Source organism: Stenotrophomonas sp. YJH_SMC_82, from assembly GCF_059368875.1.
Genome location: NZ_JCAFSE010000001.1, coordinates 1,227,150 through 1,252,132 on the forward strand (window position 1 = coordinate 1,227,150; position 24,983 = coordinate 1,252,132).

Genomic DNA, 24,983 nt, shown 5'->3' on the forward strand with positions numbered 1-24,983 from the left:
TCCGGAAGGCTCAGGGTGACGGGGCGGGCGTGGCGCTGGCCGGCTGGGCCATCCAGCGTTCCATCTTGCGGTCCAGCACGTCCAGCGGCATCGAGCCGTCCTTCAGCAGTTCGGCGTGGAAGCGGCGCAGGTCGAAGGCGGCGCCCTGGCGCGCTCTGGCCTTGTCGCGCAGGGCGACAATGGTGGTCAGGCCGGCCACGTTCGACAGTGCCTGGCCAGGCTGGGCCATGACCCGCTCGACTTCGGCGTTGGCATCGTCGCTGCTCATGTCCACGGTCTTCTGCAGGTAGGTGACAGCCTGCTGCTTGCTCCAGCCCTGGGCATTCACGCCGGTATCGGCCACCACGCGGGCGGCGCGCAGCAGGCGCGAGTACAGGTAGCCGATGCGGTCGTAGGGATCGGTGTAGATGCCCAGGTCCTCGCCCAGCGTTTCGGCGTACAGGCCCCAGCCTTCGACGAAGGCGAGATCGCCACCGAGGCGGCGGAAGCGCGGCAGCTTGGCCAGCTCCTGTTGCAGGCCCAGCTGCACGTGGTGGCCGGGGATCGCTTCATGCAGGTACTGCACCGGCACGGTCCAGCGCTTGCGGCCGGGCAGGTCGCGGGTGTTCACGTACAGCACCGCGGATTGCCCGGGCAGTGCTGGCTGGTAGGCAGCGGCAGCGGCGGTGAGCGCACGCTCCGGTTCCACCGCGCGTACGTCCAGCGGCGCCTTGGGCAAGGTATCCAGCACCTGCGGCAGGCGTGCGTTGACCTGCTGCTGCACCTGGCGGTAACGGTTGATCAGCGCATTGGCATCGCCGTACTGGAACTGGCGGTCGTTGCGCATGCTGCGCAGCAGCTTGGTGGGGGTGCCGCGCAGCTTGGCATCCTTCATCACCGTGGCGATCTGCGCCTGCAGTTCCTGCACGCGTTGTTCGCCCAGCGCGTGCAGCTGCGCGGCGGTCTGGTCGCTGGCGGTGGTCTGCACGATCAGGCTGGCGTACCAGGCCTGGCCATCGGGCAGTGCGCCCAGGCCGCTGCTGGCGCGCGTGGCCGGCAGGTATTCGGTGGCGATGAAGCCGCGCAGGGCGCGATAGGCCGGCATGATGCGCAGTTCGATCATGCGCTTGTACTCGGCGCTGATGCGCGCCTTGTCCTCGGCCGGGATGGTGTTGGGCATGGTGCGGATCGGCGACCAGAAGATGCTCTCTTCGGCGGTCGGCTTGATCACCGCATCCAGTTGCGGCAGCACTTTTTCCATCAGGTCGCGCGGCTGTACCACGCCGGCCTTCATGCCTTGGCGCATGTTGTCGATGGCCTGGTCGAACAGTTCGGGAATGCCCAGCGAACGGCGCGACCAGGTGTCGTAGTCCTGCACGGTGTTGAATGGCTGCGCGCCGGCACCGGCACCGAGGATCGCCATGATGCTGCCGATGTTGTAGTACTGGCTGATCGGCATCATCCAGCTCGGGTAGCGCTCGGCGGCCAGCGAGGCGCGTGCGTCGCGCACGAAGATCTCGTAGCTGAGCAGGTCCTGGCCCTGCAGGCCATCACTGCCGAGCTTCTCGACCTTGCCCAGCCATTGCGTGGTGAAGTCGTGCGACTGCTGGCGCCAGGCGGCGGACAGGATGTTGGGCAGCTGGTCGTTGTAGCGGGATTCGCCCTGGAAGGTGGCCTGCAGCGGGTTCAACCGCATCGAGGCATCCCAGTACTCGTCGTACAGGCGCTCCAGCTGTACCTGCTTGGGTACGGCACGGGCCGGCGCGACCGGACGCGGCGCGGCGCGGCGTGCCGAGCTGCCACGCGCCGGTGCGGTGGCGCGGGCGGGCCTGGCCTTGGGCTTGGCAGCCTGGCGGGTCTGCGCGGCGGCAGGGCGGCTGGCCTTCTTTTTCGCTGCTTCGGCCGACGGCACGGCACTGAACAGGAACAACGCGGCGATGGCGGCGGCCAGGGCGCGGGTGGGATGCGGCATCAGGAGCTTCCGTGGAACACAGACCGTGGAGCTTGCACGATCCGGCCGCGTACGGCCAGCGTGAAGGCGCAGTCAGCTTGCCGCCGCTGGGGCTTCAGTCAGCCGCCGCCGCCGCGCGCAGCGCAGCGGCCCTGTCTGCGCCCAGATAGCGGGTGATCGCACGCCGCATCAGGTACAGCAGCGGAATCAGGGCAATTGCAAAGCCCATCTTGTAGATGTAGTTGACGCTGCTGACGGCCAGGAACAGCGAGGTCGGCCAGTGCTGCGGGCCGAGCACGAAGGCGATCCAGATCACCACGAAGCTGTCCACCACCTGCGAGATCGCGGTGGACCCGGTCGCACGCAGCCACACGTGGCGCTCGCCGGTGGCCTGGCGGATGCGATGGAACACCGCCACGTCGATCAGCTGGCCGAGCAGGAAGGCCACCAGTGAACCGGCGATGGTCCACATGCCCTGGCCGAACACCGCTGCAAATGCGGCCTGGTAGTCCGGCACGCCGTGCCCGTCCATGGAGGTGACCCACCAGCTGGCCGGCGCCAGCGAGATCGCCGCGAAGGCGAACAGGAAGCCATAGGCGATCAGGACCACGGCCAGCCACGAGATGAAGCGCACGCCGCGCTTGCCGAAGAACTCGTTGATGGTGTCGGTCATGATGAACACCACCGGCCATAGCAGGGTGCCGGCGGTGAAGCTGAGCGAACCGGTCTGGCCGAACAGGTTCCAGTTCAGCGGATCGATGCCGAGGGTGTCTTCCAGCGCGAAGATCTTCACCCCGATCAGTTCGGCCAGCACTGCATTGCCGCAGAAGAACGCAGCCAGCACGATGAACAGCAGGACCGCGCGGTCCTGCAACGGGCGCTCGATCGGCGCCGCGGTCATTCGCTGCGATCGCCGGCGCGCGTGAACGGAACGCTGGACGGCGCGACGGCGCCGCCGGAAATGATGAAGCTCATGGCCTGGTCGACGGTCCAGTCGGTCGGGGTCAGCAGTTCCACCGGCACGATTTCCAGGTAACCCGAAGTCGGGTTCGGCGTGGTGGGCACGTACACCGCGGCCAGTTCACGGTCGGTGCCGTGTTCCTTGATCACGCGGGTGACCAGCCCGACCGACTTCATGTCGCGGTGCGGGAAGTCGATCAGCACCACGCGCTGGGTGCTGCCCGGTTCGGTCTGCAGCATGTCCAGCAGCTTCTTGGCGCTGTCGTAGATGATGCTGGCCAGCGGAATGCGCTTGATGACCGCGCCGACCCAGCGCAGCAGGCGCTGGCCCAGCACGCGGCGGCTGGCCACGCCCACCGCCAGGATCACCAGCAGGGTGGCCAGCAGGGCGATGGTGTTCTGGATCCACTCGGCCCGGACCCAGCCGAGGTAGTGCGGAAAGCTTGTCGCGATCTGCTCGGAAAGTGGCACCACCAACGGGCTGGAAATGCCCGACAGCAGCACGAACACGAACTTGACCACGACCCAGGTCAGCCAGATCGGCAGCAGGGTCAGCAGGCCGGTCAGGAACAGGCGCTGCAGGGAGGGGCGGGGGACCAGGGCGGGGGCTTCGAGCGACATGTGCGCATTGTAGCGTTCACGGCCGCTCGATTACGCTGGGCAATCGACCGCGGCAACGGCACATGGAAGGGAAGCTGTGTTGAAGATTCTGCGCGGGCCGGGTTGGACCCTGGCCGGCCTTCTGGTGCTGGCCATCGTGGTGTGGTGCGCCTCGCGCATGTGGCCGGTGCCGGAATCGCGGCGACAGGCCCAGCAGCGCCTGCAGGCCCGCCTGCCCGTCCACGGCCACAACGGTTTTGCGCTGCTGTGGACGCTCGCGTTCGACGATCTGGACGCGCGCCAGCGCGAACAGGCCCTGGCCCGCGACGTGCAGCGTTGGGAGGCCGATCCGCGCGGCAATGGCGGCGCCGGACCGCAGCTGGCGGAGGACCATGACGCGCTGCGATCGCGACCGGCGGCCAGCTGCGGACCGACCGCCAGTGACTGCCTGGGCCAGGTGCGCGCCGATCCGCAGCGCTTCGTCGATGCCCACGCTGGCCACCAGCAGCTGCATGCTCGCCTGGACCAGCTGGCCGATGCGGACCACTTCGTGTCGCCATTCCGGCCCAAGGGCGACGGCATCCTGGTGCCGATGCCGACCTATGGCCTGATGATCGATGCCACCAGCGCACGCGCGCTGGCCTATGTGCAGGGCGATATCGACGGTGCGCTGCGTGGCAGTTGCAGGGGGCTTCAGCTGGGCCGGCGGCTGGTGACGGGCGGCAGTTACCTGGTGGAGAGCATCATCGGTGCCAGCCTGGTGCAGGCCAATGCCCACCTGCTGGCCGACATGCTGGTCGAACTGCCGGCCGACCATCCGTTGCCAGCGGAATGCGACCAGGCAATGCAGCCGATGCTGGCCGCCGAACAGAGCCTGTGCCGTGCGATGCAGGGTGAGTACGCGATGAGCCGGGCTGCGATCGAAACCTCGGCGCAGGAATTCGGCGGGGTGCTGGTACTGGATCGCAGCAGTACCCTGGCGCGCGCGGCGGGCAATCTGGGCTGGGCCTGCGGCGCTGCGGCGATGGCGGCGCTGGAAGCGGATCGCCCGCTGCCGGTGCCGGCACCGCCGCAGCATGACTTTGGCTGCCTGTCGAACATCCTGGGGTGCGTGCTGACCGATATTGCCCGCCCGGTCTATCCGGCCTATTCGTCACGGACCCAGGATGCCGCCGCGATGGTGCGGCTGATCGGCGCGCAGCGCTGGCTGAGGCAGCAGGCGCAGGATCCGGTGGATGCGCTGCAGCGCCTGCCTGCGCAGTTCCGCTCGCCGGTGCGGGCACCGCAGCTGTCGGCCGATGGCCGCCGTCTGCAGGTGCCGCGGCGTTCACCGTCGCGCAGCACCGACGAGAGCCCATGGCTGTCGGTGCCGCTGGTGATGGAGAACGCCCCGGCCGCTGCTGCGCGCGACTGAGCAGCGTCTCAGTCGCTGCCCGCCAGCGGATCGAATGCCCAGCCATCACCGATGGTCTGCAGCGTCCAGCGGCGGCGGCTGTGCAGGGGCTCCCAGTGCACGCTGTCCTTGTCGTCCTCGATGCTGCCTTCGCTCCGCTTTACCCTGCCGGTGGAGAAGTTCACGCTCACCGACTCGGTCTGCCCGGAATTGCGCATCACCGAATTCTGGTCGTAGCCGATCAGCGCAAAGGCATCGTCCTGCCAACGGAAGGTAAAGGCGGTCGTGCCCATTGACCAGCTGCCCGCGCTGGCGAATGAAAACAGTGCGACCTTCAGGGTGCCCCGCTGGATGCTGACGCCGCCGTCTTCGAGCGGGTCGCTCATCACCGGATTGTCCGGGCGTGGTATCAGCTGGTGGTCCTGCACCGCCAGCACATAGCCGGACGGGCGCGACCACGCCACGGCGAGAATGCGCGGGTTGCTGTCGTACGGCGAGGGACCCAAGCCATCGTGCTCGATGACGTTGCGTGGCGCCTGCTGACGCAGCACCAGCACCAGGTCCGCGCGGCCATCCTGGTCGAGATCGCCTTCGACGCTCGATTCAAGTGCCCAGCCCTGGGGGACGAAACCGGCGGCATTGGCCGCCTGGGCCGGCAGCGTCGGATACTGCACCGGTGGCAGGTCGAGGGCGTGGGTGGTGAAGGACAGCAGGGTCAGCAGTGTGGCAAGCGCATACGGGCGCATCGGAGCCTCCATGGCAGGGAGGCCGAGGATAGCGCGCGCGTGCTGGATCAGCGTGCGTGCGGCTTCAACCGCAGGTACACCTGCTTGCGTACCTGGGCGACCACTTCGCCGCTTTCGTCGACGACATCGTTGCTGAACCAGCGCAGCACCTTTTCGCCGCCGGCCGCTTCGGCACGCAGTTCGGCCAGCAGTGCATCATCGATGCGGAACGAAGTGCGCACCGTGCCCCGGCCAGGCTTGAGGAAATCGATCGCACCGGCCCGGTCCCACACGTAATAGTCACGGCCGAGGATGTGCAGCAGGCCCAGCATCCAGAATGGATCGGTCATCGCGAACAGGCTGCCGCCGAAATGCGTGCCCACGTAATTGCGGTTCCACGGCCGCAGTCGCAGTGCCACGTCGATCTGCCGGTAATCGGACGTGATCCGGGTGACGTGGATGCCGGTGAACAGGAACGGCGGCCAGAGGTTGATGCCGAAGCGGAACAGGCGGGCGTTCATGCGGGTCCGGGGCGCGGGGCGAGGTGCCCAGTCTAACCATTCGCATGCGTATGTTGCACCCCGGGAGTCACGTCCCGCCGTCGATCATGAACCCGTCGCGGCCGTTGGCCTTGGCCTGGTACAGGGCGGTGTCGGCGCCTTCCACGAAATGGTGCGGTTGCAGGTCACCTTCGGGCACGCGGGTGAATACCCCGATGGTGAGCGTGACGCCGTCATCGCTGCCATCGCCCGGCGCCGGCAGTGCACGCACGCAGGCAATCAGGTCCTCGATCACCCGGCGCGCGCCCTCGGCCGGCGTATCCGGCAGCACCAGTGCGAATTCGTCGCCACCGTAGCGCGCCGCCATGTCGCGCGGGCGGCGCGCATGGGCGCCGATCAGGCGGGCGACATCACGCAGCACGCGGTCACCGACCTGGTGGCCATGGCGGTCGTTGTGGCGCTTGAAGTGGTCGACGTCGATCAGCGCCAGGCTCAATGGCTTGCCACTGCGCCGCGCGGCGTCGCATTCCTGCTGCAGTGACTGCTCGAAGCGCAGGCGGTTGCCCAGGCCGGTGAGGGCATCGCGGTTGGCCAGGCGGTGCCAGGCCGAGATCCGCCACACCGCCCAGACCAGCAGTGCCAGCACCACGCCCAGCATCGCGCTGGCCGGTGCCCACCACAGGTCACCGGTGCGCAGCAGCAGCCAGCTCAGCAGCGGCGGCATCGGCAGCGAACACAGCGCGACCAGCCACGGCAGGCGCAGGCCGAGCAGGATCACGCACAGCGCCACCAGCACGCCACTGATGGCGTGCTGCCAGGCGTGCGGCAGCACGTCGATCTGCTTGTGCTGCAGCAGCATCGAGGTGATGTTGGCCTGGTACTCGCTGCCGCTCATCCAGAACTCGCGGGTGGTCGGGGTCAGCAGGCGAGGCGCGATGCCGCTGGCCGTCATCCCGACCACGATGCGGCGGCCATGCAGCATCGCTCCATCCACGTGCCCATCGAGCACGTCCGCATAGGACACCTGCGGCAGCCGCTCGGGCGGGCCGGCGTAGCGCACGCGCACGTAATCATCGCGACGCCATTGATAGGGCGAGCCCAGCGCCGGGTCGGGGTCGGGCAGGCCGCGTACCGCACCCGCCGGCAGGTCGGCCAGTGCCAGGCCCAGTGCCGGCCAGTGCGGCCGTCCGATACCAGCGTGCAGATAGACGCCGCGGGCGACGCCGTCCCCATCCACCTCGACATCGGTGTGGCCGATCGCGGCGGCACTGGCGGCGATCTGCGGGATCGGCAGCATTTCCTCGGCCATGCGGTCGCCGGCCGCCGGTGCCGCCAGCACCGGCAGCACCACCCGGCCGTTGCGTCGGATCGCGGCCGCCAGCTCATCATCCTGGCGGCTGTCGCGACGGTCGGGTTCGGACAGCATCAGGTCCAGCGCAACGCGTTCGGCGCCGGCATCGGTCAGGCGGTCCAGCAGGCGGGCATGCACCGAGCGCGGCCAGGGCCACTGGCCGATACGCTGCAGGCTGCCTTCGTCGATGGCCACGATCAGCACGCTGGGGTCGGGGCGGTAGTCCCAGTTGCCGACCAGTGCGTCATAGGCCGCCTCGTCCTGCCGCCACAGCCATTGGCCCTGGCTGGCCACGATGGTCAGCACGCCGGCCAGCAGGGCCAGCAGGATCCGCTTCGACCATGGCAGCGGCGAGCGCCTCACAACAACAACCAGAGCAGCAGTGCACCGCCACCGGCGCCGTAGCACAGGCGGCATGGCAACGGGATCTGCTGGGCAGGGGAGAACTCGCCGGCGTGGCCGTCATCGTCGATGTACTGCACGCGCACGTGCAGCGTGCCGCTCCACGGGCGCTTGAAGCTCACCTGCGGCTGGGCCACGGTTTCATCGATCAATGGGGCCTTGAAGTCACCGCGGCGATCCACCTGCACCCGGTAGCGCTGGCCTTCGCTGCCGGCCTGCCAGCGCAGGGTGAGCTCGCCGTGCGCGGCCTCGGGCGGTTGCAGTGCCGGGTCCACCGGCTCGTTGCTCAGCTGCAGCGGCAGCGCCTGGCCATAGCGGCCCTGGTGGCCTTCGGCATCGCGCGAGGCCACGCGCCAGTAGTACTGTCCGGGCGGCAGCGGTTGCGCCAGGCGCAGGTCGGTCGCATGGGTAGCCTGCTCCTGCAGTGGCTGCCGGAAGCTGGGTTCGGCGGCGATCTGCAGCACGCTGCTGCGTGCACCGGGGGCCTGGCTCCAGCGGAAGCGCGGGCGGTCGCTGTTGATCGTCTGCCCATGCAGCGGCGATACGGTCAGCGGCGGCGGTGGCTGGTCACTGAGCTCGAAATCGGCGCTCGCATCCATGCCTTCGACGCCCTGTGCGTCGACCGCGCGCAACAGCAGGCGCAGCTGGCCGGGCGGCAGGTCGCCGATCGCCAACCGGGTGTCGGCGGTGGAGGTGGCGAACAGCAGGATCTCCGGCGTTGCCGCCTGCACCACTTCCACCCGGTAGTGATCGGCGCCAGTGACCGGTTCCCAGGCAAGCAGGGTCGGCAGCGGCGCCAGGCGCAGCGCGTCATTGCGCAGCGCCGGCGCCGGCAGCAGGGCCGAGACCGCGGCGGGGGCCGCATCGGCGCTGCTGCTGCGGGTGGACTGCCCCGGCCGTACCAGCCGCTGGCCATGGGGGTTGCCGACCTGCACCTTGCCCTGCAGGACCTCGGTGGCGCCGACGTGCCCGGTATCCCCGGCGCTGACCCGGAACACCGTGCCGCGCACGCTGCTGGTCGCGGTGGGCGCATCGATGATGTAGCGCGAGGCCGGGCCGCGCGCCGGTGTCACCCGGTTGCTGGCACGCCCCTGCTGCAGGCGCAGGCGGGTGTCGACCATGCCGGTGTGGCCATAGCGGCTGAGCTGGTCCAGGCGCAGGCGCGAGTATTCGCGCAGCTGCAGGCGCGAGGCATCGGCAAATTCCAGCGTGATGCTGGAATCGCCCTCGGTTTCCACGGTGTCACCGATATGCAGCTGCTCGCCGGCCTGGAGCGCACGGGTCGCCGTGCCATCGGCACCGGACAGCTCGACCTTGCCGCGCACCGACAGCACCCGGGCCGGCGCCGGTTCGGTGCGCAGCCAGCTGATCGGGAAGCGCAGCAGCTGGCCCGGCGGCAACTGGTAGGGGTTGTCGATGCGGTTGTGCTGCTGCAGCTGCTGCCAGCGTACTGAGGGTTTCAGGTACAGCCCACCCAGGTCCCACAGGGTGTCGCCGGGCCGGACCCGGTAGTTCCAGTCCTGGGCGCCGGCGATGGCAGGCGGCAGGAGGAGGGCGCAGAGCAGGGCGCCCGTTAAACGCATGGCGAACGACAGAGAGCGGACGACGGTCACAGTTTGCAATCCCGGCAATGCGGGGGTGCAGCTGCAAGACCCCATGGCCCCGACCTCATCCCCCCGAACGGATCGTGGCGACCGCAAGGCCGCCAGCGCGCGCATTATTGCCCGCGTTCAGTGCAGGGATTCTGAACGGAGCGGGCTTCCGTTCAGAACAGCAGCGACGCCATCCTGCGGCGGTACTGGCCCACCAGGTCCTCGTCGGAGATCACGTTGAAGGCGTCGATCAAGGCTTTGCGTGGCAGGCCCTCCTCGAATCCACGGTCGATCCGCAGCATTTCCAGGAACTGCGCCAGGGCGGCCTCGTCATGCCCGCCCAGCAGCAGCTGCACGCCGCGCAGGTGGCGGGCCTTGAGATCCTTGCCATCAGCGGCGATGCGGGCCTCCAGCACCTCGGCCGCCGGAGCATCCTTCAGCGCAGCGGCGAAGGCCAGGCGGGCACGGGCGCGCACGGCGCGGTCGTCGGTGGCCAGATTGGCCGGCAGGCCATCGATCAGGGTACCGGCCTCGTCCACGCCGCCGATCTGCAGCAGGGCCAGGGCCAGGTCGAGCTTCAGCTCATCCTTGTCCGGCTCGGCGGCGATCTGCGCGCGCAGTACGTCGACCTGCGCCTGCGGGTCCAGCGGGGCGTCATCTTCAGGGGCGGCATCGCCGACATCGGCCGGCACGATGCCGTGCTGGGCCAGGAATTCACGCAGCTGGCCTTCCGGAATGGCGCCGGGGAAGCCGTCCACCAGCTGGCCGCCCTTGACCAGGAACACGGTGGGCACCGAGCGGATCTGGAAGGCTGCCGCGATCTGCTGTTCCTTGTCGACATCGACCTTGGCCAGCTCGAAAGCGCCGTTGTACTCGGCAGCCAGCTTTTCCAGCATCGGGCCCAGGGTCTTGCACGGCCCGCACCAGGTGGCCCAGAAGTCGACCAGCACCGGCGTCTGCAGCGACTTCTGCAGGACTTCGGCCTCGAAGGTCGCAGTGGTGGCGTCGAATACGTAGGTCGTCTCGGTCATGGGGGAGGCATCGCTTGGCATCTGGAGACCGATTCTATGGTGACGATCGATGTCGGTCTCAACCCTGCCATCACGGAGTACGCCCTCGAGTGGTGCTGGCGGGCCGGCAGGGGCGCAGTGCAGCGTGTGGATCACCCACTAGCCGGAGGCGACAGGCTTCGATGGGGAGGCGCGCTTGCGACAGGGCGGAACTGCCATGCCTCGAGCATCACGGTAGGCGCAGCAGGCGGATATTGAAGTGCTCTGGAATGCGCCGCGCTTGGCGCATCGCGCCGCTGCCGCGACAATGCCGTGGTCCATTCCTTTCCAGGTGATTGCGCGCAATGTCCGTGGTCCGGCTTGATCGTTGGTTGGGGCTGCTTGCGGCAGTCGTATTCGTCCTGGCCGTGGCCGGCTTCGGTGCCGGCCTGGACGGCTATGCCCAGGCTCGCCACCCGGTGGCGCTGCTGGGTGCGCGCGGTGTACCGCATGCGCTGGCCTTCAATCTGCTGGGTTTCGTGCTGCCCGGCGTGCTGGCGGTGGCGGTGGCTGAACGCCTGCGCCGCAGTCTGCCGGCCACTGCTGGCTGGGCGCCACGGGTCGGCAGCCAGATGCTGCTGCTGGCCGGTCTGGCCTTTGCCGCGATGGGGCTGCTGCCACTGGACGTGGATGACCTGCATGGGCCCGCCAGCCAGCTGCATGCCAGCGCCTGGATGATCTGGGTGCTGGGTTTCGTCGCCGGCACCGTGCTGCTGGGCGTGTCCCATCTGCGCCAGGCGCATGGCCGGGCCTCGGGCGCAGTGGCCCTGGGCTGCGGCGTGCTGGCCGCGCTGGCGGCGTTCGCCCTGCAGGGCACACTGCCGGCGCCGATGGCACAACGGCTCGCGTTCGCCTGCTGGCTGGTCTGGCTGGCGGCGGCCCTGCCGCTGTCGCGCCCGCGCTGAGACGCCTCCCCGAGCGCCGCGGCGCCGGCGTCCGGCAGGCAGGATTGGAGCCATTTGCCGCACTGCGGTACGCTGTACCGCTTTGCCGCCGCATCCGCGTGTTCCATGACCAGCGCTGAAACCAACGCCTACGACCCGCAGCAGGTTGAATCCGCCGCCCAGCAGTACTGGGACGCCACCCGTGCCTTCGAGGTCGACGAGACTTCGGACAAGCCGAAGTACTACTGCCTGTCGATGCTTCCGTACCCGTCCGGTGCGCTGCACATGGGCCACGTGCGCAATTACACGATCGGCGACGTGATCAGCCGCTACAAGCGCATGACCGGCCACAACGTGCTGCAGCCGATGGGCTGGGACGCGTTCGGCCTGCCGGCGGAAAACGCTGCGATCAAGAACAAGACCGCGCCGGCGGCGTGGACCTACAAGAACATCGACCACATGCGCAGCCAGCTGAAGTCGCTGGGCTATGCCATCGACTGGTCGCGCGAGTTCGCCACCTGCCGTCCGGACTATTACGTCCACGAGCAGCGCATGTTCACCCGCCTGATGCGCAAGGGCTTGGCCTACCGCCGCAACGCGGTGGTGAACTGGGACCCGGTCGACCAGACCGTGCTGGCCAACGAGCAGGTCATCGACGGCCGCGGCTGGCGCTCCGGTGCGCTGGTGGAGAAGCGCGAGATCCCGCAATGGTTCCTGCGCATCACCGACTACGCCCAGGAACTGCTGGACGGCCTGGACGAGCTGGACGGCTGGCCGGAATCGGTCAAGACCATGCAGCGCAACTGGATCGGCCGTTCCGAGGGCCTGGAGATCCAGTTCGATGTGCGCGATGTCGATGGCAGCGCGCTGGACCCGCTGCGCGTGTTCACCACCCGCCCGGACACGGTGATGGGCGTGACCTTCGTGTCGATCGCCGCCGAGCACCCGCTGGCGCTGCATGCGGCGAAGAACAACCCGGAGCTGGCGGCGATGCTGGCCGACCTGAAGCAGGGTGGCGTGTCCGAGGCTGAACTGGAAACCCAGGAAAAGCGCGGCATGGACACCGGCCTGCGCGCGCTGCATCCGGTCACCGGCGAGCCGGTGCCGGTGTGGGTCGCCAACTTCGTGCTGATGGGCTACGGCACCGGCGCGGTGATGGCCGTTCCGGGCCATGACCAGCGCGACAACGAAGTGGCCAACAAGTACGGCCTGCCGATCAAGCAGGTGATCGCGCTGAAGGATGCGCGCACCGAAGAGGAGCGCAACTGGGACGGTAGCCGCTGGCAGGACTGGTACAGCGACAAGAGCCGTGCCTTCGAGCTGGTGAACTCGGCCGAGTTCGACGGCCTGGATTTCCAGGGCGCCTTTGAAGCCTTGGCCGAACGTTTCGAGCGCAAGGCCCAGGGCCAGCGCCGCGTCAACTACCGCCTGCGCGACTGGGGCGTGAGCCGCCAGCGCTACTGGGGCTGCCCGATTCCGGTGATCTACTGCGCCAAGTGCGGCGCGGTGCCGGTGCCGGAAGAGCAGCTGCCGGTGGTGCTGCCGGAAGACGTGGCCTTCGCCGGTACCGGCTCGCCGATCAAGACCGACCCGGAATGGCGCAAGACCACCTGCCCGGATTGCGGCGGCGCGGCCGAGCGCGAGACCGACACCTTCGACACCTTCATGGAGTCGAGCTGGTACTACGCCCGCTACACCTCGCCGGGTGCCCGTGATGCGGTCGACAAGCGCGGCAACTACTGGCTGCCGGTGGACCAGTACATCGGTGGCATCGAGCACGCGATCCTGCACCTGATGTATTTCCGCTTCTACCACAAGCTGCTGCGCGACGCGCGAATGGTGGACAGCAACGAACCGGCGCGCAACCTGCTGTGCCAGGGCATGGTGATCGCCGAAACCTATTACCGCCCGAACCCGGACGGCTCGAAGGACTGGATCAACCCGGCCGACGTGGAAGTGCAGCGCGACGAGCGCGGCCGCATCACCGGCGCCACCCTGATCGCCGACGGCCAGCCGGTGGTGGTCGGTGGTACCGAGAAGATGTCCAAGTCGAAGAACAACGGCGTGGACCCGCAGGCGATGGTCGGCAAGTACGGCGCCGATACCGTGCGCCTGTTCTCGATGTTCGCCGCACCGCCGGAACAGTCGCTGGAGTGGAACGAAGCCGGCGTGGACGGCATGGCCCGCTTCCTGCGCCGCCTCTGGGCCCAGGTGCAGAAGCACGCTGCCGACGGTGCCGCCCCGGCACTGGATATCGCGGCGCTGGATGCCAACCAGAAGGCGCTGCGCCGCAAGACCCATGAAACCATCGGCAAGGTCGGTGACGACTATGGCCGCCGCCACAGCTTCAATACCGCGATCGCTGCGGTGATGGAGCTGATGAACGCGCTGGCCAAGTTCGAGGATGGCAGCGAGCAGGGCCGCGCGGTGCGCCAGGAAGCGCTGCAGGCGATCGTGCTGCTGCTCAACCCGATCACCCCGCATGCCAGCCACGCCCTGTGGCAGGTGCTGGGTCATGGCGAGACGCTGCTGGAAGACCAGCCGTTCCCGCAGGCCGACAGCAGCGCGCTGGTGCGCGATGCGCTGACCCTGGCGGTGCAGGTCAACGGCAAGCTGCGTGGCACCATCGAGGTGGCGGCCGATGCCGCGCGCGAGCAGGTCGAGGCGCTGGCCCTGGCCGAGCCCAACGCGGCCAGGTTCATGGAAGGCCTGACGGTGCGCAAGATCATCATCGTCCCGGGCAAGATCGTGAACATCGTCGCTGCCTGATGTCCCCGGCACCGGTCACCCGCGCGGTGGCCGGTGCCATTCCATGAGCAGGGCCGGGCGCCTGATGGCCCTGCATTCACGCGGCTTCGGGCACGCTGTGTGTTGCCGTGATCGCCCGGCTCCGCCAGACTGTCTCCATGACCCGAATCCTGCTTGCCCTCGTTCTTGTCCTCGGCCTCGCCGGCTGCGGTTTCCATCTGCGCAACAAGCTGATGCTGCCGACCGACACTGCCCCGGTGAAGGTGGTCTCCACCGCCCCGTACAGTGAACTGGTCAAGCTGCTCAACCGCAGCCTGCTGGCCTCCGGTGCCAAGCTGGCCGATGAGGACAGCAAGGGACCCAACGCCCAGCTGCAGGTGCTGTCCGAGCGCTGGGGTGACCTGCCGATCGCCATCGACTCGCAGGGCCGCGCACAGGAATACAGCCTGCGCTACGCGGTGATCTTCATCTTCCGTCGCGAGGATGGCAGCGAACTGGTGCCGCAGCAGGTGATCGAACTGTCGCGCGACTATGTGTCGCCGCCGACCGACGCCACCGGTACCACCACCGAACGCGAAATCCTGGCCACGGAGCTGCGCCGGGAAATGTCCGCCTCGATCATCCGCCGTATCGACAGCGTGGTCCGCGCCGAGATCGAGAAGGGCGGCAGCCTGTCCGCGCCGAAGGCCAAGCCGATCGAGGGTGCGGTGCCGGCCGCCGACGCCAAGCACTGAGCGGCAGCGACGATGGAACTGCGTCCGGAGCAGCTGGCCAGCCAGGGCGCTGACACCCCGTTGGCGCCGGTGTACCTGATCGCAGGCCCGGAAACCCTGCGCGTGCTGGAGGCGGCAGATGCCGTCCGCGCGCGCGCGCGCGCTTCCGGCATCGGCGAACGCGAAGTGTTCGACGCCGACGGGCGGGATTTCGACTGGAACCAGCTCGACGCCAGCTTCAATGCGCCCAGCCTGTTCAGCGCCCGCCGCCTGGTCGAGGTGCGCCTGCCCAGCGGCAAGCCCGGCAAGGACGGCGCCGAAGTGATCAGCCAGTTCTGCGCCAATCCGGCGCCGGACGTGGTGCTGATGATCACCGCCAATGAATGGAGCAAGGCCCATCAGGGCAAGTGGGCCGAGGCGGTCAGCCGCATCGGCGTGCTGTCGGTGGCCTGGGCGATCAAGCCGCACGAACTGCCGGACTGGATCGAGCGCCGCCTGCGCGGCAAGGGCTTGCGTGCCGACCCGGCCGCCGTGCAGCGCCTGGCCGAGCGGGTGGAGGGCAACCTGCTGGCCGCCGCCCAGGAAATCGACAAGCTGGCGCTGTTGGCCGATGGCCAGCCGCTGGATGTGGAGCGGATGGAATCGCTGGTGGCTGACGCTGCCCGCTACGACGTGTTCCGGCTGGTGGAGGCGACGTTCTCCGGCCAGCCGCCGGCCGTGCTGCGCATGCTGGCTGGCCTGCGCGGCGAAGGCGAAGCGGTGGCCGCACTGATGCCGATCGTGATCCGTGAACTGCTGGCCGGTGCCGGCCTGGCCCGTGTGCAGGCCCGTGGCGGCAACCTGGCCGCCGAAATGAAATCGCGTGGCATCTGGGAATCACGGCAGGCGCCCTACAAGCGCGCGCTGCAGCGGCACCCGGAAGGCAAGCGCTGGGAACGCTTCGTGGCCGAAGCCGGGCTGGTCGACCGCATCGCCAAGGGGCGGGCCGACGGCGATGCCTGGCTGGCGCTGGAGCGCCTGCTGGTGGCCGTGGCCGAACCGCGTGCCGTGCGCCTGCTGGCGCGGGCCTGAGCGATGAGCCTGCGGATCTATTACGGGGGCACCTTCGATCCGGTGCACCTGGGGCATCTGGCAATCGCGCGAGCCGCCCGGGACGAACTGCAGGTGGCCGTGCGCATGTTGCCGGCAGGCGATCCGCCGCACCGTGCGGTGCCCGGCGCTACCGCCGAGCAGCGCTGCACCATGTTGTCGCTGGCCATCGGCGACGAACCGGGCCTGCTGCTGGATCGTCGTGAACTGGACCGTGCCACGCGCTATCCCGGTCGTCCGTCCTACACCGTCGATACCCTGCGCGAGCTGCGTGGCGAGCTGGGCCCAAGCCGGCCACTGGCCTGGCTGGTGGGCGCCGACAGCCTGCTGGGCCTGTCCGGCTGGCACGAATGGGAGGCCCTGTTCGGGCTGGCCCACTTCGTGGTGGCCGAGCGGCCGGGCAGCCCGCTGCAGGCGTCGATCGACGGTGAACTGGGGCGTGCCCTGCAGGGGCGCTGGGCCGACAACGAACAGGCCCTGTTCGCCAGCCCGGCCGGACGCATCCTGCGCCTGCACCACCCGCTGCGCGAGGAATCGGCCAGCGCCGTGCGCTCGCAGATCGCCGCCGGTGGCCCCTGGCGCGCCCTGCTGCCGCCGGCTGTCGCGGACTACGTCGCTGCACACGGGCTGTACCGCCCGGCCACAGCGTGAATGGCGCCGCCGTGCCATCCCCGTATAATCGCCCCCACGTTTATCGAGTCGATCCACTTTGAGCAACCAGACCCAGCCCCAGACCATCAAGGTCGATCTGCCCAGCCCGCCGCCGTCCGTGCCGGAACTGCTGGCCAGCGTCCGCCAAGCCACCGAAGACCTGAAGGCCAAGGACCTGGTCGAGATCGACGTGCGCGGCCGGTCCAGCGTTGCCGACTACATGATCGTCGTTTCGGGCACCTCGACCCGCCACGTCAAGTCGATCGCCGATGAAGTCGTGCGCTTCGCCAAGAACATCGACGTGATGCCGCTGGGTGTTGAAGGCGAGCGCGAAGCCGAGTGGGTGCTGGTCGATCTGGGCGACGTGATCGTCCACGTGATGCTGCCGCGCGTGCGTGAGTTCTACGCCCTCGAGCGCCTGTGGACCGTTGGCGACCAGCCGCCGTCCAGCGACGACGAAGTGGCCTGAGCCGCACGTTGATGCATCCCTTCGACGGCGCCGATGGCGCCGTCGACTTTTGGAGGACCGTGTAGATGAAAGCCCGCCTGATCGCCACCGGTGAACGCGCGCCCAGCTGGGTCGCGCAGGGCTTCGCCGAGTACCAGAAGCGGCTGTCGCACTGGCTGCCGTTCGAGCTGGTGGAAATCGAGCCCGGCTTGCGCGGCAAGGGGCGTGATCCGCGCCGCGCCACTGAAGATGAAGGCAAGCGGGTCATCGCCGCGCTGCCGAAGAACGCCTATGTGGTGGCACTGGATGTGCCAGGACGACAGCTGAGTTCCGAACAGCTGGCACAGCGCCTGGAGCATTGGCGCGGGCAGGGCCGCGACCTGGCGTTCCTGATTGGTGGCCCGGAAGGGCATTCGCCGGAGGTGTCCGCGCTGGCCGATGAGAAGTGGTCGATCGGACCGCTGACGCTGCCGCACATGCTGGTGCGCCTGGTGGTGGCCGAGCAGCTGTATCGGGCCGCCGCAATGATTGCCAATCACCCCTACCATCGCGCGTGAAGAGTGGTTATACTAGTCGTCTGCCCGAATAGCTCAGCCGGTTAGAGCACTTGACTGTTAATCAGGGGGTCGTTGGTTCGAGTCCAACTTCGGGCGCCACCTTGAGAAACCTGCATCGCAAGATGCAGGTTTTTTTTTGTCGCTACACTCTGCTGCTGCAACCATGGATGCCGATCATGCGCGTGCTGCTGTCCTCGAGCTTCCTGCTGCTGGCGATGGTGCCGTTCGCCACAACGAAGGCCGCGCCTTCCACCTGGCATCCGCCACAGGGCACCACCGAGCTTCCGTTGTGGCCGCAGGGCACGGTGAGCGCGCCGCCGAAGTTGAAGGGGCCCGAGCAGGTCAGCGAAGTGATCTCCGAAGCCAGTGGCGAACACTGGATGATGCTGCAGAACGTCGCTGCGCCGACCCTCACCGTGTTTCCACCGAAGGGACCGGCCACCGGCACCGCGGTGATGGTGGTGCCTGGCGGAGGCTATCGGGTGCTGGCGATGGACCTGGAAGGCAGCGAGATCTGCGGCTGGCTGACCGCACAGGGCATCACCTGTGCATTGCTGAAGTACCGGGTGCCAGCCTCTGGCCCGAACTGGGACCCCGAGTGCAACTGCCGCGACATTCCGAAAGTGCCGATGGCCCTGCAGGATGCACAGCGTGCAATGGGCCTGCTGCGCGCACAGGCCGAGCGCTGGTCAATCAATCCCAAGCGGATCGGGGCGATCGGCTTTTCCGCCGGTGGTCACGTGGTGGCGGGGCTGAGCACGCACGCGCTGCGCAGCTACGCGCCGGTCGATGCTGCGGATGAGCAACCCAGCCGTCCCGATTTCGCGATGGTGATGTATTCCGGGCACCTGTGGGCAGGGCACGGGAAGGGATTGTCGCTGGTCAGGGACATCACCGTGGATGACAAGGTGCCGCCGACGTTCATCGCGCAGGCCACCGACGATCGCACCGATGACGTGCGTGAATCGCTGGCCTATTACCGTGCCCTGGCGGACGCGGGCGCGCCGGTGGAAATGCACCTGTTCGCACGCGGCGGCCACGCATTCGGGCTGCGCATGAAGGATGCACCGGTCGCGGCGTGGCCGCAGCTGGCCGAGCGCTGGATGCAGGATATCGGCATGCTGGCGGAACGCCAGTTGTAGAGCCGAGCCATGCTCCGCTGCCGGTGTGAAGCCGAGCGTGGGCTCGGCTCTACAGTGCCAGCTCACCTCTGCAGAAGGCCACCAGCGTGGCGATCGCCACCGCCAGGATCGCGCCGAACAGTACCCACTCCAAGCGCGTGAATACCCGCTCGCCGCGCTGGCGCCGGGTCAAAGCGAACAACACCACGCCGGGCACGTACAGCAGTACCGACAGCAGCAGGTTGTCCAGGCCGCCGGCATACACCAGCCACAGCGCATAGGCGCTGGCCAGCAGTGCGACCCCGAAATCGCGCCAGCGCACGCCTGGTTCGCCGGTGTAGGCCTGCCCGCGCCAGGCCAGCTGCACGCCGAACGCGGTGGACAGGAAGTAGGGCACCAGGCTCATCGACGCAGCGAGCAGCACCAGCCCGGTGTAGCTGCCCGAACTGACCAGCACCATCAGCAGGAACAACTGGATCAGGCCATTGCTCAACCACAGTGCATTGGCCGGCACGCCACGCGCGTTCTCGCGGCCGAGGAAGGCCGGCATGGTGCCGTCACCGGCGGCGGCATACAGCACTTCGGCGCACAGCAGCACCCAGGCCAGCAATGCGCCGAGTACGGAGACGATCGAACCGATGATGATCACCGTCGCGCCCCATTCGCCGACGATGGCGCGCAGCACGTAGGCCATCGACGGATTGGGCAGCCCGGCCAGTTCGGCCTGCGACAGCACGCCCATCGACAGCAGGCTGACCAGTACCAGCAGCAGCCAGACCCCGAGGAAACCGATCACCGTGGCACGGCCGACGTCGGCACGGCGCGCGGCACGTCGCGAATAGATGCTGGCCCCTTCGATGCCGATGAACACCCACACGGTCACCAGCATCATGCCGCGCAGCTGCTGGCCGAGGTCGCCGAGTGCGGGCGTACCGAGGAAATCGGCGCGGAACACGTCCATGCGGAACGCGCCCGCCGCCAGGATCAGGAACAACGCGATGGGCAGCAGCTTGGCCACCGTCACCAGGCCGTTGACGATGGCGGCCGTGCGCAGGCCGCGCAGCACCAGCAGGTGCACGGTCCACAGCAGCAGTGATGAAGCGGCTACGGCGGCGGGTGTATTGCCTTCACCGAAGACCGGCACGAAGTGGCCGAGGCCACTGAAGATCAGTACGAAGAAGCTGGCGTTGCCGAGCACCGACGCCACCCAGTAGCCCCACGCCGCGGAGAAGCCGATGTAGTTGCCGAAGCCTTCGCGCGCATAGGCGTAGATGCCGGTATCCAGGTCGGGGCGACGATTGGCCAGGGCCTGGAACACGAAGGCCAGCATCAGCATGCCGGCGCCACTGACCGCCCAGCCGATCAAGGCGGCGGCCGGGCCGGCGCTGCGCGCGACGTTCTGCGGCAGTGAAAAGATGCCGGCGCCGACCATCGAGCCGACTACCAGTGCAGTCAACGCGGGCAGGCCCAGCCGTTGCGATGTCGCGGCCATGGAGATCCCCTGCGGCGCGGATGCCGCGAGCATACGGTAGCCATGTCCTCGTGAACATGTCCGCAAGAGCCAGCGGGCAAGCGCCAGCCTGCAGGAACCGGCCCGCGTGAAAACGACGAAGGCCCGGGCAACGGCCCGGGCCTTCGAAGGTGACGCTGCAACCGGTCTTACTTGAACGTGTACTTGAAGCCGACGGTGTAGTAACGGCCCAGCGCACCGGAGAAGTGCATCGGGTTGTAGTTCACCGCGCCGTAGGTGGTCGGATCGAGCGGGGCGATGCAGTCGAACACGTTGGCCACCGAGGCGTTGAGTTCGAACGAGTCGTTGATGCTCCAGCGACCGGACAGGTCCATCGTGGTGAACGAAGAGATCTTCTTCACCGGCGTACCGTCAGCGTAGAAGGCCAGGTAGCTGCCACCACGGCTGTCGATGTTGTCCATCTTGCTGATGTAGTTGACGATGCCGCTGACGCTCCACGGGCCCTGCTTCCAGGTGGTGCCGAAGTTGACCTTGTCCTTCGGCGTACCGATGCAGTTGGTGACGTCGCAGTTGCCGTGGGTACCCACGTAATCAACCGTGTCGCCGCCTTCGGTGCGCTCGAACTTCAGGATGTGGCTCCACTGCAGGTCCAGCTCCAGCTGGCCCGGGCCGATCTCGAAGGTCTGGCGGATATCGGTATCGATACCGCGCACGCGCGACGAGCTGGCATTCACGTAGCCGGTGTTGACCGCCAGGATGGTGCCGCTGTTGGCCACGCCATTGAGATTGTTGCTGTCGCGCAGCACGTTGCCGGCCAGGATCGCCGCCGCCGTGCTGCCCTGAACGATCTCGTTGGTACGCTTGATCTGCCAGGCATCGACGGTCATCGAGGTGGTCGAAGTCGGCTGCAGCACGATGCCGACCGAGTAGCTCTTGGACTCTTCCGGCTTCAGCAGCTTGTTCGGCTTGGTGATGATCGCCACCGAATTGGCGCCACATTCGCTGGCAGCGCCGCCGCTGATCTGGCAACGCACCGGGTCGACCGCAGTGGAGAAGGCGGCCAGGCCACCGTCACCGTTCTCGGCCGGGTTCGGCGCGCGGAAACCTTCGGCGTAGCTGGCGCGCAGGGCGATCCAGTCGGCCGGGGTCCACTTCACGCCCAGCTTCGGCGTAGCCTTGCCTTCGCCGCTTTCGTACTTGTCGTAACGCAGGGCGCCGGACAGTTCCAGCTGTTCCAGCACCGGTGCCGACAGTTCGACGTAGCCGGCGTAGACGTTCTGGGTGCCGTCATAGGCCGAGTAGCCCAGGCCGATGATGTCGCCCTGGTCGGTGTAGGTCTGCGGGGTCAGGCTGTTGCTGGTCTTGCGCCACTCGGTACCGATCGCCAGGCCCAGCGGACCACCCTTCAGGTCCATCAGGCTGCGCGAGACGGTGAAGTCGAACATGTCCAGGCTGGACTTGGCGCGGGCGCTGATCGTGGGCGAGATGTAGTCGTACAGCGCCTGCGAGTTCTTGCCGGCATCATCACCGATACGCCACACGCCACCGGCGCAGTTGGCATTGCCCAGTGCACACTGGACGGCGCTGTAGCGCAGGAAGCCGGTGCGCTTGTTGGTCAGGTCGGTGCCCGAGTGCAGGTAGGCGGTATCGTAGCTCCAGTCGCCCCAGTTGCCCTTGATGCCGACCAGGAAGCGGTTGAACTCATTGGTGTTGTCGGTCACGCGCGGGCCGACATCCCAGGCCGAGTAACGCACGCGGCGCGCCGTGCCCGGGGTCGGGTTGTCGGGATGGTTCGGGCCCAGCACGGTGGCACCGGGGCCACTGTTGGCATTGACCGGGCCGCCCGGATAGCCCCAGCCGCCCGACACGCCGGACGGGGTGTTGCTGAAGATGGTTTCCTTCTTCGAGTAGCCGATCTCGGTGTAGATCTCGCCGCCTTCACCGAAGGCGAAGCTGGCGCGACCGAACACGTTGACGTACTTCTCTTCCGGAATCAGGTCGCGGTACTGCTGCGCCGGATCCCACAGGCAGCCATCGGCGGCGATGCTGGCCGGGGTCTGCCCACCGATGGTGGTCAGGCCGGCGCAACCCGGCAGCGGCACCAGATGGCCGGTGGCGTCGAGGTAGGAGCCGTTCGGGCCGGAACCGCCGGAGGTGCCACCACGGGTGTAGGCACCGCCGAGGAACTGGGCGGTCTTGTCATAGCCCCACGGGCGGGTGTCACCGGTACCGATCCACTTGCGGTTCTTGCGGTCGCTGATCTTGATCGCGTCGGTCTTGCCAACGTCCAGGCTGAAGAAGGCGTTCCAGCCATCGGTGGCCAGGTCGCCGGTACCGGCGGTCAGGGTTGCCTTCCGGGCGTCGCCATCGCTGTCACCGGACAGGCCGTAGGAGCCACGCAGGATGGCGCCCTGGAAGTCGCTGCGCAGGATGATGTTGACCACGCCGGCGATGGCATCGGAGCCGTAGATCGCCGAAGCGCCGTCCTTCAGGACTTCCACGCGCTCGACGGCATCGAGCGGAATGGTGCTGAGGTCGGTGAAGACCTTCTGTCCGTCATCGGCCAGGCCATAGGTGGCCATGCGGCGGCCGTTCAACAGTACCAGCGTCGAGCCGGCGCCCAGGCCGCGCAGCGAAATGCCGGCACCACCGCCGGCGAAACCGTTGCCGAAGGTCTTGGGAATCGAGCCGGCGCCATCGGCGGTGATGGTCTGCAGGTACTCGGCCAGCGAGGTCTTGCCGGTGCGGTCGATTTCCTGGCGGGTCACCACCTGCACCGGCGACGGTGTCTCGGTGTTGGTGCGCGGGATGTTGGAGCCGGTGACCGTGATGCGGTCGAGGTTGGTGGCCTTTTCCTGCGCGAAGGCGGAGGAGGAAGCGACGGCGCCGGCCAGCAGCAGGGCGCCGCCGGTGAGGATGTGGGTGATGGACGATGCCAGGGTGCTGCGGCGGCGGCTGGCGGGCCGTTGGATCGGGTGTTTCACAGCTTCTCTCCTAACTGGAAAACCGTAGCGTTGAGGGCTGTCGCCGGATCGATACCGGGACGCGCCAATCTAGGTTTCCTGCAGGTGACGAAGTCGTGAAATTTTGCTTAATCGGTAACGCTTGGTCCCTGGCCTGTCCGCATTTCCCGGGCAGCGGCAGGGACCGGCCCGGCGCGAGGCCGGGCCGGTGGTGGGGCTCAGTCGGGCAGCGAGAACTGTACCGGTACCAGGCCGATGGCCGGAACTGCCACGCCGTCACGCTGGGCAGGCTCGAAGCGCCAGTGCCGGAGCACCTGCTGGCGGGCGGCCTGGTCCAGGTTGCGCGAGCCGCTGCTGCGCTCGACGCTGACCGCGACCGGTTGGCCATGGCTGTCCACTTCCACCCGCAACAGCACTGTTCCCTGTTCGTGGTTGCGCAGGGACTGGATGGGGTAGGTCGGCGGCGGGGCGCTGCGGTACTGCAGCTGGGCGCCGGCCAGAGGGGTGGACGTGTCGATGCTGGGCGCCAGCTGCGGCGGAGCCGGTTCGGCGGCCGGCAGCGCGATGCCCTGGGTCTCCTCCACGGTCGCGGTGGGCGCCGGCAGTGGCGGTACCACCGGCTGCGTTCGCGGTTTCGGCACCACCTGGACGATCTCCTTGGGCGGGACCGGAACCGGCGGCGTTGGCGGTGGCGGGATCTTCTCGATCAGCCGGACCGGCGTCTTTTCACGCGGGACCTGCACGGCCTGGTAGGTCGCAGGGATGAGCAGCAACAGGAAGGCCAGCAGGTGCAGGGCGATCGCCGCGCTCCAGGCGGCCACCCGGGCGGGGTCGAAATGCAGGGATGCAACGGGGTACGTACGAACCATGATCCACCTCCATGCCAGTGACGAAGTCCTCAACGCACCAGGGCCCGTGGCGGGGTTGCCGCACGCGGCTGGCAGTCCATCAGTAGCGCGGCACGACGGCTACTGCCTAGAGGCAGGGGCATGATCGTTGGGCTGGCCTTCAGCCAGTGTCGGCGGAGGGCACGAAAAAGGCGGGCCCCCTGCGGGACCCGCCTGTGTCGTCGACCGCGGCGGACGCGATCAGCGGCCCAGTTCGAACACCACGTCCAGGTTGACCGAGACGGTCGATTCGCCCGGTGCGACCGGGGTGGCCTTGTCCATCGCCGCACCGGCCGCCATGGTGCGCATCATCTGCATCGGGCGGAAACCGCCGCTGCTGTTCTCGGAGATGCTGACGATGCGGCGCACCTGCAGGCCCAGCGACTTGGCATAGGTCTGGGCGCGGGCCTGGGCCTTCTTCAGCGCGGCCAGGCGGGCTTCGTCATAGACCGGTTCCGGCTGGTCGATCTCGAAGCTGGGGCCGTTGATCTGGTTGGCGCCCTGAGCGGCCAGCGCATCGAGCACCTTGCCGAGCTTGGCGATGTCACGGACCTTCAGGCTGACCGTGTTGCTGGCCTGGTAGCCGGTGATCTTCGGCGCCTCGTTGTCGGCATAGCGGTACTGCGGGTTGAGGCTGACGCCGCTGGTCTGCACGTCGCGCTCGGCGATGCCGGCGGCCTTGATCGCGGCCAGCACCTTGTCCATCTGCTGGGCGTTCTGGCGCATGGCGCTGTTGCCGTCGGCGGCCTGGGTGACCACGCCGGCCGACAGGGTGGCGACGTCCGGCACGCGGGTGGCCTCGGCGTTGGCCGAAATGTTCAGCAGGGTGCCTTCGGCCGCGGCGGCGATCGACGGCGACGACGGAGCAGCATGGGCAGTCATCGAGGTTCCAAGGGCGAGGGACAGGGCGAGCAGCAGCGGGGTGGCGGTCAGGCGCATGGGATCTCCT

At 68.1% G+C, this 24,983-nt stretch carries 21 protein-coding genes and 1 tRNA gene; 10 read left to right on the plus strand and 12 right to left on the minus strand.

Annotated elements, in window-relative coordinates:
- Positions 1-10: 10 nt before the first annotated feature.
- The 3 genes from AC5P53_RS05460 to AC5P53_RS05470 all read right to left on the minus strand — a co-directional run bounded on the left by AC5P53_RS05460 (position 11) and on the right by AC5P53_RS05470 (position 3,511).
- Positions 11-1,951 (minus strand): DUF885 domain-containing protein, encoded by a 1,941-nt coding sequence (locus AC5P53_RS05460; RefSeq protein WP_111207089.1) that lies wholly within the window; start codon positions 1,949-1,951, stop codon positions 11-13.
- A 94-nt stretch (positions 1,952-2,045) separates the two neighbouring features.
- On the minus strand, positions 2,046-2,831 hold the full coding sequence (locus AC5P53_RS05465) for a queuosine precursor transporter (protein WP_014038042.1): 786 nt from the start codon (positions 2,829-2,831) through the stop codon (positions 2,046-2,048).
- Positions 2,828-3,511, minus strand: coding sequence for a DUF502 domain-containing protein (locus AC5P53_RS05470; protein ID WP_014647956.1), 684 nt, complete (start codon positions 3,509-3,511; stop codon positions 2,828-2,830). The genes AC5P53_RS05465 and AC5P53_RS05470 overlap by 4 nt, the downstream gene beginning before the upstream one ends.
- Positions 3,512-3,587: 76 nt before the next feature.
- Here AC5P53_RS05470 and AC5P53_RS05475 point away from each other — a divergent pair, with 76 nt between their 5' ends.
- Positions 3,588-4,904 carry a hypothetical protein gene (locus AC5P53_RS05475; protein ID WP_241887555.1) on the plus strand — a complete coding sequence of 439 codons (1,317 nt, stop codon included), beginning with the start codon at positions 3,588-3,590 and terminating at the stop codon, positions 4,902-4,904.
- Between the two features lie 8 nt (positions 4,905-4,912).
- Here AC5P53_RS05475 and AC5P53_RS05480 read toward each other — a convergent pair whose 3' ends face one another.
- The 5 genes from AC5P53_RS05480 to trxA all read right to left on the minus strand — a co-directional run bounded on the left by AC5P53_RS05480 (position 4,913) and on the right by trxA (position 10,484).
- On the minus strand, positions 4,913-5,629 hold the full coding sequence (locus tag AC5P53_RS05480; protein ID WP_111206954.1) for a hypothetical protein: 717 nt from the start codon (positions 5,627-5,629) through the stop codon (positions 4,913-4,915).
- Positions 5,630-5,676: 47 nt separating this feature from the next.
- The gene (locus AC5P53_RS05485; protein WP_111206953.1) at positions 5,677-6,129 is read right to left on the minus strand and encodes a DUF4442 domain-containing protein; all 453 of its coding nucleotides are present in this window, start codon (positions 6,127-6,129) and stop codon (positions 5,677-5,679) included.
- A gap of 67 nt (positions 6,130-6,196) precedes the next feature.
- Positions 6,197-7,822, minus strand: coding sequence for a CHASE2 domain-containing protein (locus AC5P53_RS05490; RefSeq protein ID WP_241887554.1), 1,626 nt, complete (start codon positions 7,820-7,822; stop codon positions 6,197-6,199).
- Positions 7,819-9,519: a FecR family protein gene (locus tag AC5P53_RS05495; protein WP_069116171.1), complete on the minus strand. Its 1,701-nt coding sequence runs from the start codon at positions 9,517-9,519 to the stop codon at positions 7,819-7,821. Before AC5P53_RS05495 ends, AC5P53_RS05490 begins: the two co-directional genes overlap by 4 nt.
- Before the next feature lie 107 nt (positions 9,520-9,626).
- Positions 9,627-10,484 (minus strand): thioredoxin, encoded by an 858-nt coding sequence (gene trxA / locus AC5P53_RS05500; RefSeq protein WP_014038035.1) that lies wholly within the window; start codon positions 10,482-10,484, stop codon positions 9,627-9,629.
- A 323-nt stretch (positions 10,485-10,807) separates the two neighbouring features.
- Here trxA and AC5P53_RS05505 point away from each other — a divergent pair, with 323 nt between their 5' ends.
- The 9 genes from AC5P53_RS05505 to AC5P53_RS05545 all read left to right on the plus strand — a co-directional run bounded on the left by AC5P53_RS05505 (position 10,808) and on the right by AC5P53_RS05545 (position 18,734).
- Entirely contained in the window at positions 10,808-11,407 is a 600-nt protein-coding gene (locus tag AC5P53_RS05505; RefSeq protein WP_046431876.1) for a DUF998 domain-containing protein, read from the plus strand.
- A gap of 105 nt (positions 11,408-11,512) precedes the next feature.
- Positions 11,513-14,155: a leucine--tRNA ligase gene (gene leuS / locus AC5P53_RS05510; protein WP_049442503.1), complete on the plus strand. Its 2,643-nt coding sequence runs from the start codon at positions 11,513-11,515 to the stop codon at positions 14,153-14,155.
- A 137-nt stretch (positions 14,156-14,292) separates the two neighbouring features.
- Positions 14,293-14,868 (plus strand): LPS-assembly lipoprotein LptE, encoded by a 576-nt coding sequence (locus AC5P53_RS05515; RefSeq protein WP_041863673.1) that lies wholly within the window; start codon positions 14,293-14,295, stop codon positions 14,866-14,868.
- A gap of 12 nt (positions 14,869-14,880) precedes the next feature.
- A complete protein-coding gene (gene holA, locus AC5P53_RS05520) occupies positions 14,881-15,918 on the plus strand; it encodes a DNA polymerase III subunit delta (protein WP_032961944.1) in 1,038 nt (345 codons plus the stop codon).
- A gap of 3 nt (positions 15,919-15,921) precedes the next feature.
- Complete coding sequence (nadD, locus tag AC5P53_RS05525) at positions 15,922-16,587, plus strand: nicotinate-nucleotide adenylyltransferase (RefSeq protein WP_014647945.1); 666 nt, start codon at positions 15,922-15,924, stop codon at positions 16,585-16,587.
- 58 nt (positions 16,588-16,645) lie between these two features.
- Positions 16,646-17,056 (plus strand): ribosome silencing factor, encoded by a 411-nt coding sequence (rsfS, locus tag AC5P53_RS05530; protein WP_005418109.1) that lies wholly within the window; start codon positions 16,646-16,648, stop codon positions 17,054-17,056.
- A gap of 65 nt (positions 17,057-17,121) precedes the next feature.
- A complete protein-coding gene (gene rlmH, locus AC5P53_RS05535; protein ID WP_005418108.1) occupies positions 17,122-17,592 on the plus strand; it encodes a 23S rRNA (pseudouridine(1915)-N(3))-methyltransferase RlmH in 471 nt (156 codons plus the stop codon).
- Positions 17,593-17,614: 22 nt separating this feature from the next.
- Positions 17,615-17,691, plus strand: a tRNA-Asn gene (locus AC5P53_RS05540).
- Positions 17,692-17,768: 77 nt separating this feature from the next.
- Positions 17,769-18,734: an alpha/beta hydrolase gene (locus AC5P53_RS05545; protein WP_169412456.1), complete on the plus strand. Its 966-nt coding sequence runs from the start codon at positions 17,769-17,771 to the stop codon at positions 18,732-18,734.
- Positions 18,735-18,783: 49 nt separating this feature from the next.
- On the opposite strand, the gene AC5P53_RS05550 is transcribed toward AC5P53_RS05545, so the two are convergent.
- The 4 genes from AC5P53_RS05550 to AC5P53_RS05565 form a co-directional block, all read right to left on the minus strand.
- Positions 18,784-20,205, minus strand: a complete 1,422-nt coding sequence (locus AC5P53_RS05550; protein WP_241887552.1) for a basic amino acid/polyamine antiporter — start codon at positions 20,203-20,205, stop codon at positions 18,784-18,786.
- Between the two features lie 167 nt (positions 20,206-20,372).
- Entirely contained in the window at positions 20,373-23,168 is a 2,796-nt protein-coding gene (locus AC5P53_RS05555) for a TonB-dependent receptor (RefSeq protein WP_495227164.1), read from the minus strand.
- 197 nt (positions 23,169-23,365) lie between these two features.
- The gene (locus tag AC5P53_RS05560) at positions 23,366-24,016 is read right to left on the minus strand and encodes an energy transducer TonB (RefSeq protein WP_014647940.1); all 651 of its coding nucleotides are present in this window, start codon (positions 24,014-24,016) and stop codon (positions 23,366-23,368) included.
- A 219-nt stretch (positions 24,017-24,235) separates the two neighbouring features.
- Positions 24,236-24,973 (minus strand): SIMPL domain-containing protein, encoded by a 738-nt coding sequence (locus tag AC5P53_RS05565; protein ID WP_049442355.1) that lies wholly within the window; start codon positions 24,971-24,973, stop codon positions 24,236-24,238.
- Between the last annotated feature and the right edge of the window lie 10 nt (positions 24,974-24,983).

What these genes read in the sequence shown, in the direction of transcription:
- AC5P53_RS05460 (WP_111207089.1), bottom strand. Translation starts at nt 1,951, where the DNA reads ATGCCGCATCCCACCCGCGCCCTGGCCGCCGCCATCGCCGCGTTGTTC.
- AC5P53_RS05465 (WP_014038042.1), bottom strand. Translation starts at nt 2,831, where the DNA reads ATGACCGCGGCGCCGATCGAGCGCCCGTTGCAGGACCGCGCGGTCCTG.
- AC5P53_RS05470 (WP_014647956.1), bottom strand. Translation starts at nt 3,511, where the DNA reads ATGTCGCTCGAAGCCCCCGCCCTGGTCCCCCGCCCCTCCCTGCAGCGC.
- AC5P53_RS05480 (WP_111206954.1), bottom strand. Translation starts at nt 5,629, where the DNA reads ATGCGCCCGTATGCGCTTGCCACACTGCTGACCCTGCTGTCCTTCACC.
- AC5P53_RS05485 (WP_111206953.1), bottom strand. Translation starts at nt 6,129, where the DNA reads ATGAACGCCCGCCTGTTCCGCTTCGGCATCAACCTCTGGCCGCCGTTC.
- AC5P53_RS05495 (WP_069116171.1), bottom strand. Translation starts at nt 9,519, where the DNA reads ATGGGGTCTTGCAGCTGCACCCCCGCATTGCCGGGATTGCAAACTGTG.
- trxA (WP_014038035.1), bottom strand. Translation starts at nt 10,484, where the DNA reads ATGACCGAGACGACCTACGTATTCGACGCCACCACTGCGACCTTCGAG.
- AC5P53_RS05505 (WP_046431876.1), top strand. Translation starts at nt 10,808, where the DNA reads ATGTCCGTGGTCCGGCTTGATCGTTGGTTGGGGCTGCTTGCGGCAGTC.
- leuS (WP_049442503.1), top strand. Translation starts at nt 11,513, where the DNA reads ATGACCAGCGCTGAAACCAACGCCTACGACCCGCAGCAGGTTGAATCC.
- AC5P53_RS05515 (WP_041863673.1), top strand. Translation starts at nt 14,293, where the DNA reads ATGACCCGAATCCTGCTTGCCCTCGTTCTTGTCCTCGGCCTCGCCGGC.
- holA (WP_032961944.1), top strand. Translation starts at nt 14,881, where the DNA reads ATGGAACTGCGTCCGGAGCAGCTGGCCAGCCAGGGCGCTGACACCCCG.
- nadD (WP_014647945.1), top strand. Translation starts at nt 15,922, where the DNA reads ATGAGCCTGCGGATCTATTACGGGGGCACCTTCGATCCGGTGCACCTG.
- rlmH (WP_005418108.1), top strand. Translation starts at nt 17,122, where the DNA reads ATGAAAGCCCGCCTGATCGCCACCGGTGAACGCGCGCCCAGCTGGGTC.
- AC5P53_RS05545 (WP_169412456.1), top strand. Translation starts at nt 17,769, where the DNA reads ATGCGCGTGCTGCTGTCCTCGAGCTTCCTGCTGCTGGCGATGGTGCCG.
- AC5P53_RS05550 (WP_241887552.1), bottom strand. Translation starts at nt 20,205, where the DNA reads ATGGCCGCGACATCGCAACGGCTGGGCCTGCCCGCGTTGACTGCACTG.
- AC5P53_RS05560 (WP_014647940.1), bottom strand. Translation starts at nt 24,016, where the DNA reads ATGGTTCGTACGTACCCCGTTGCATCCCTGCATTTCGACCCCGCCCGG.
- AC5P53_RS05565 (WP_049442355.1), bottom strand. Translation starts at nt 24,973, where the DNA reads ATGCGCCTGACCGCCACCCCGCTGCTGCTCGCCCTGTCCCTCGCCCTT.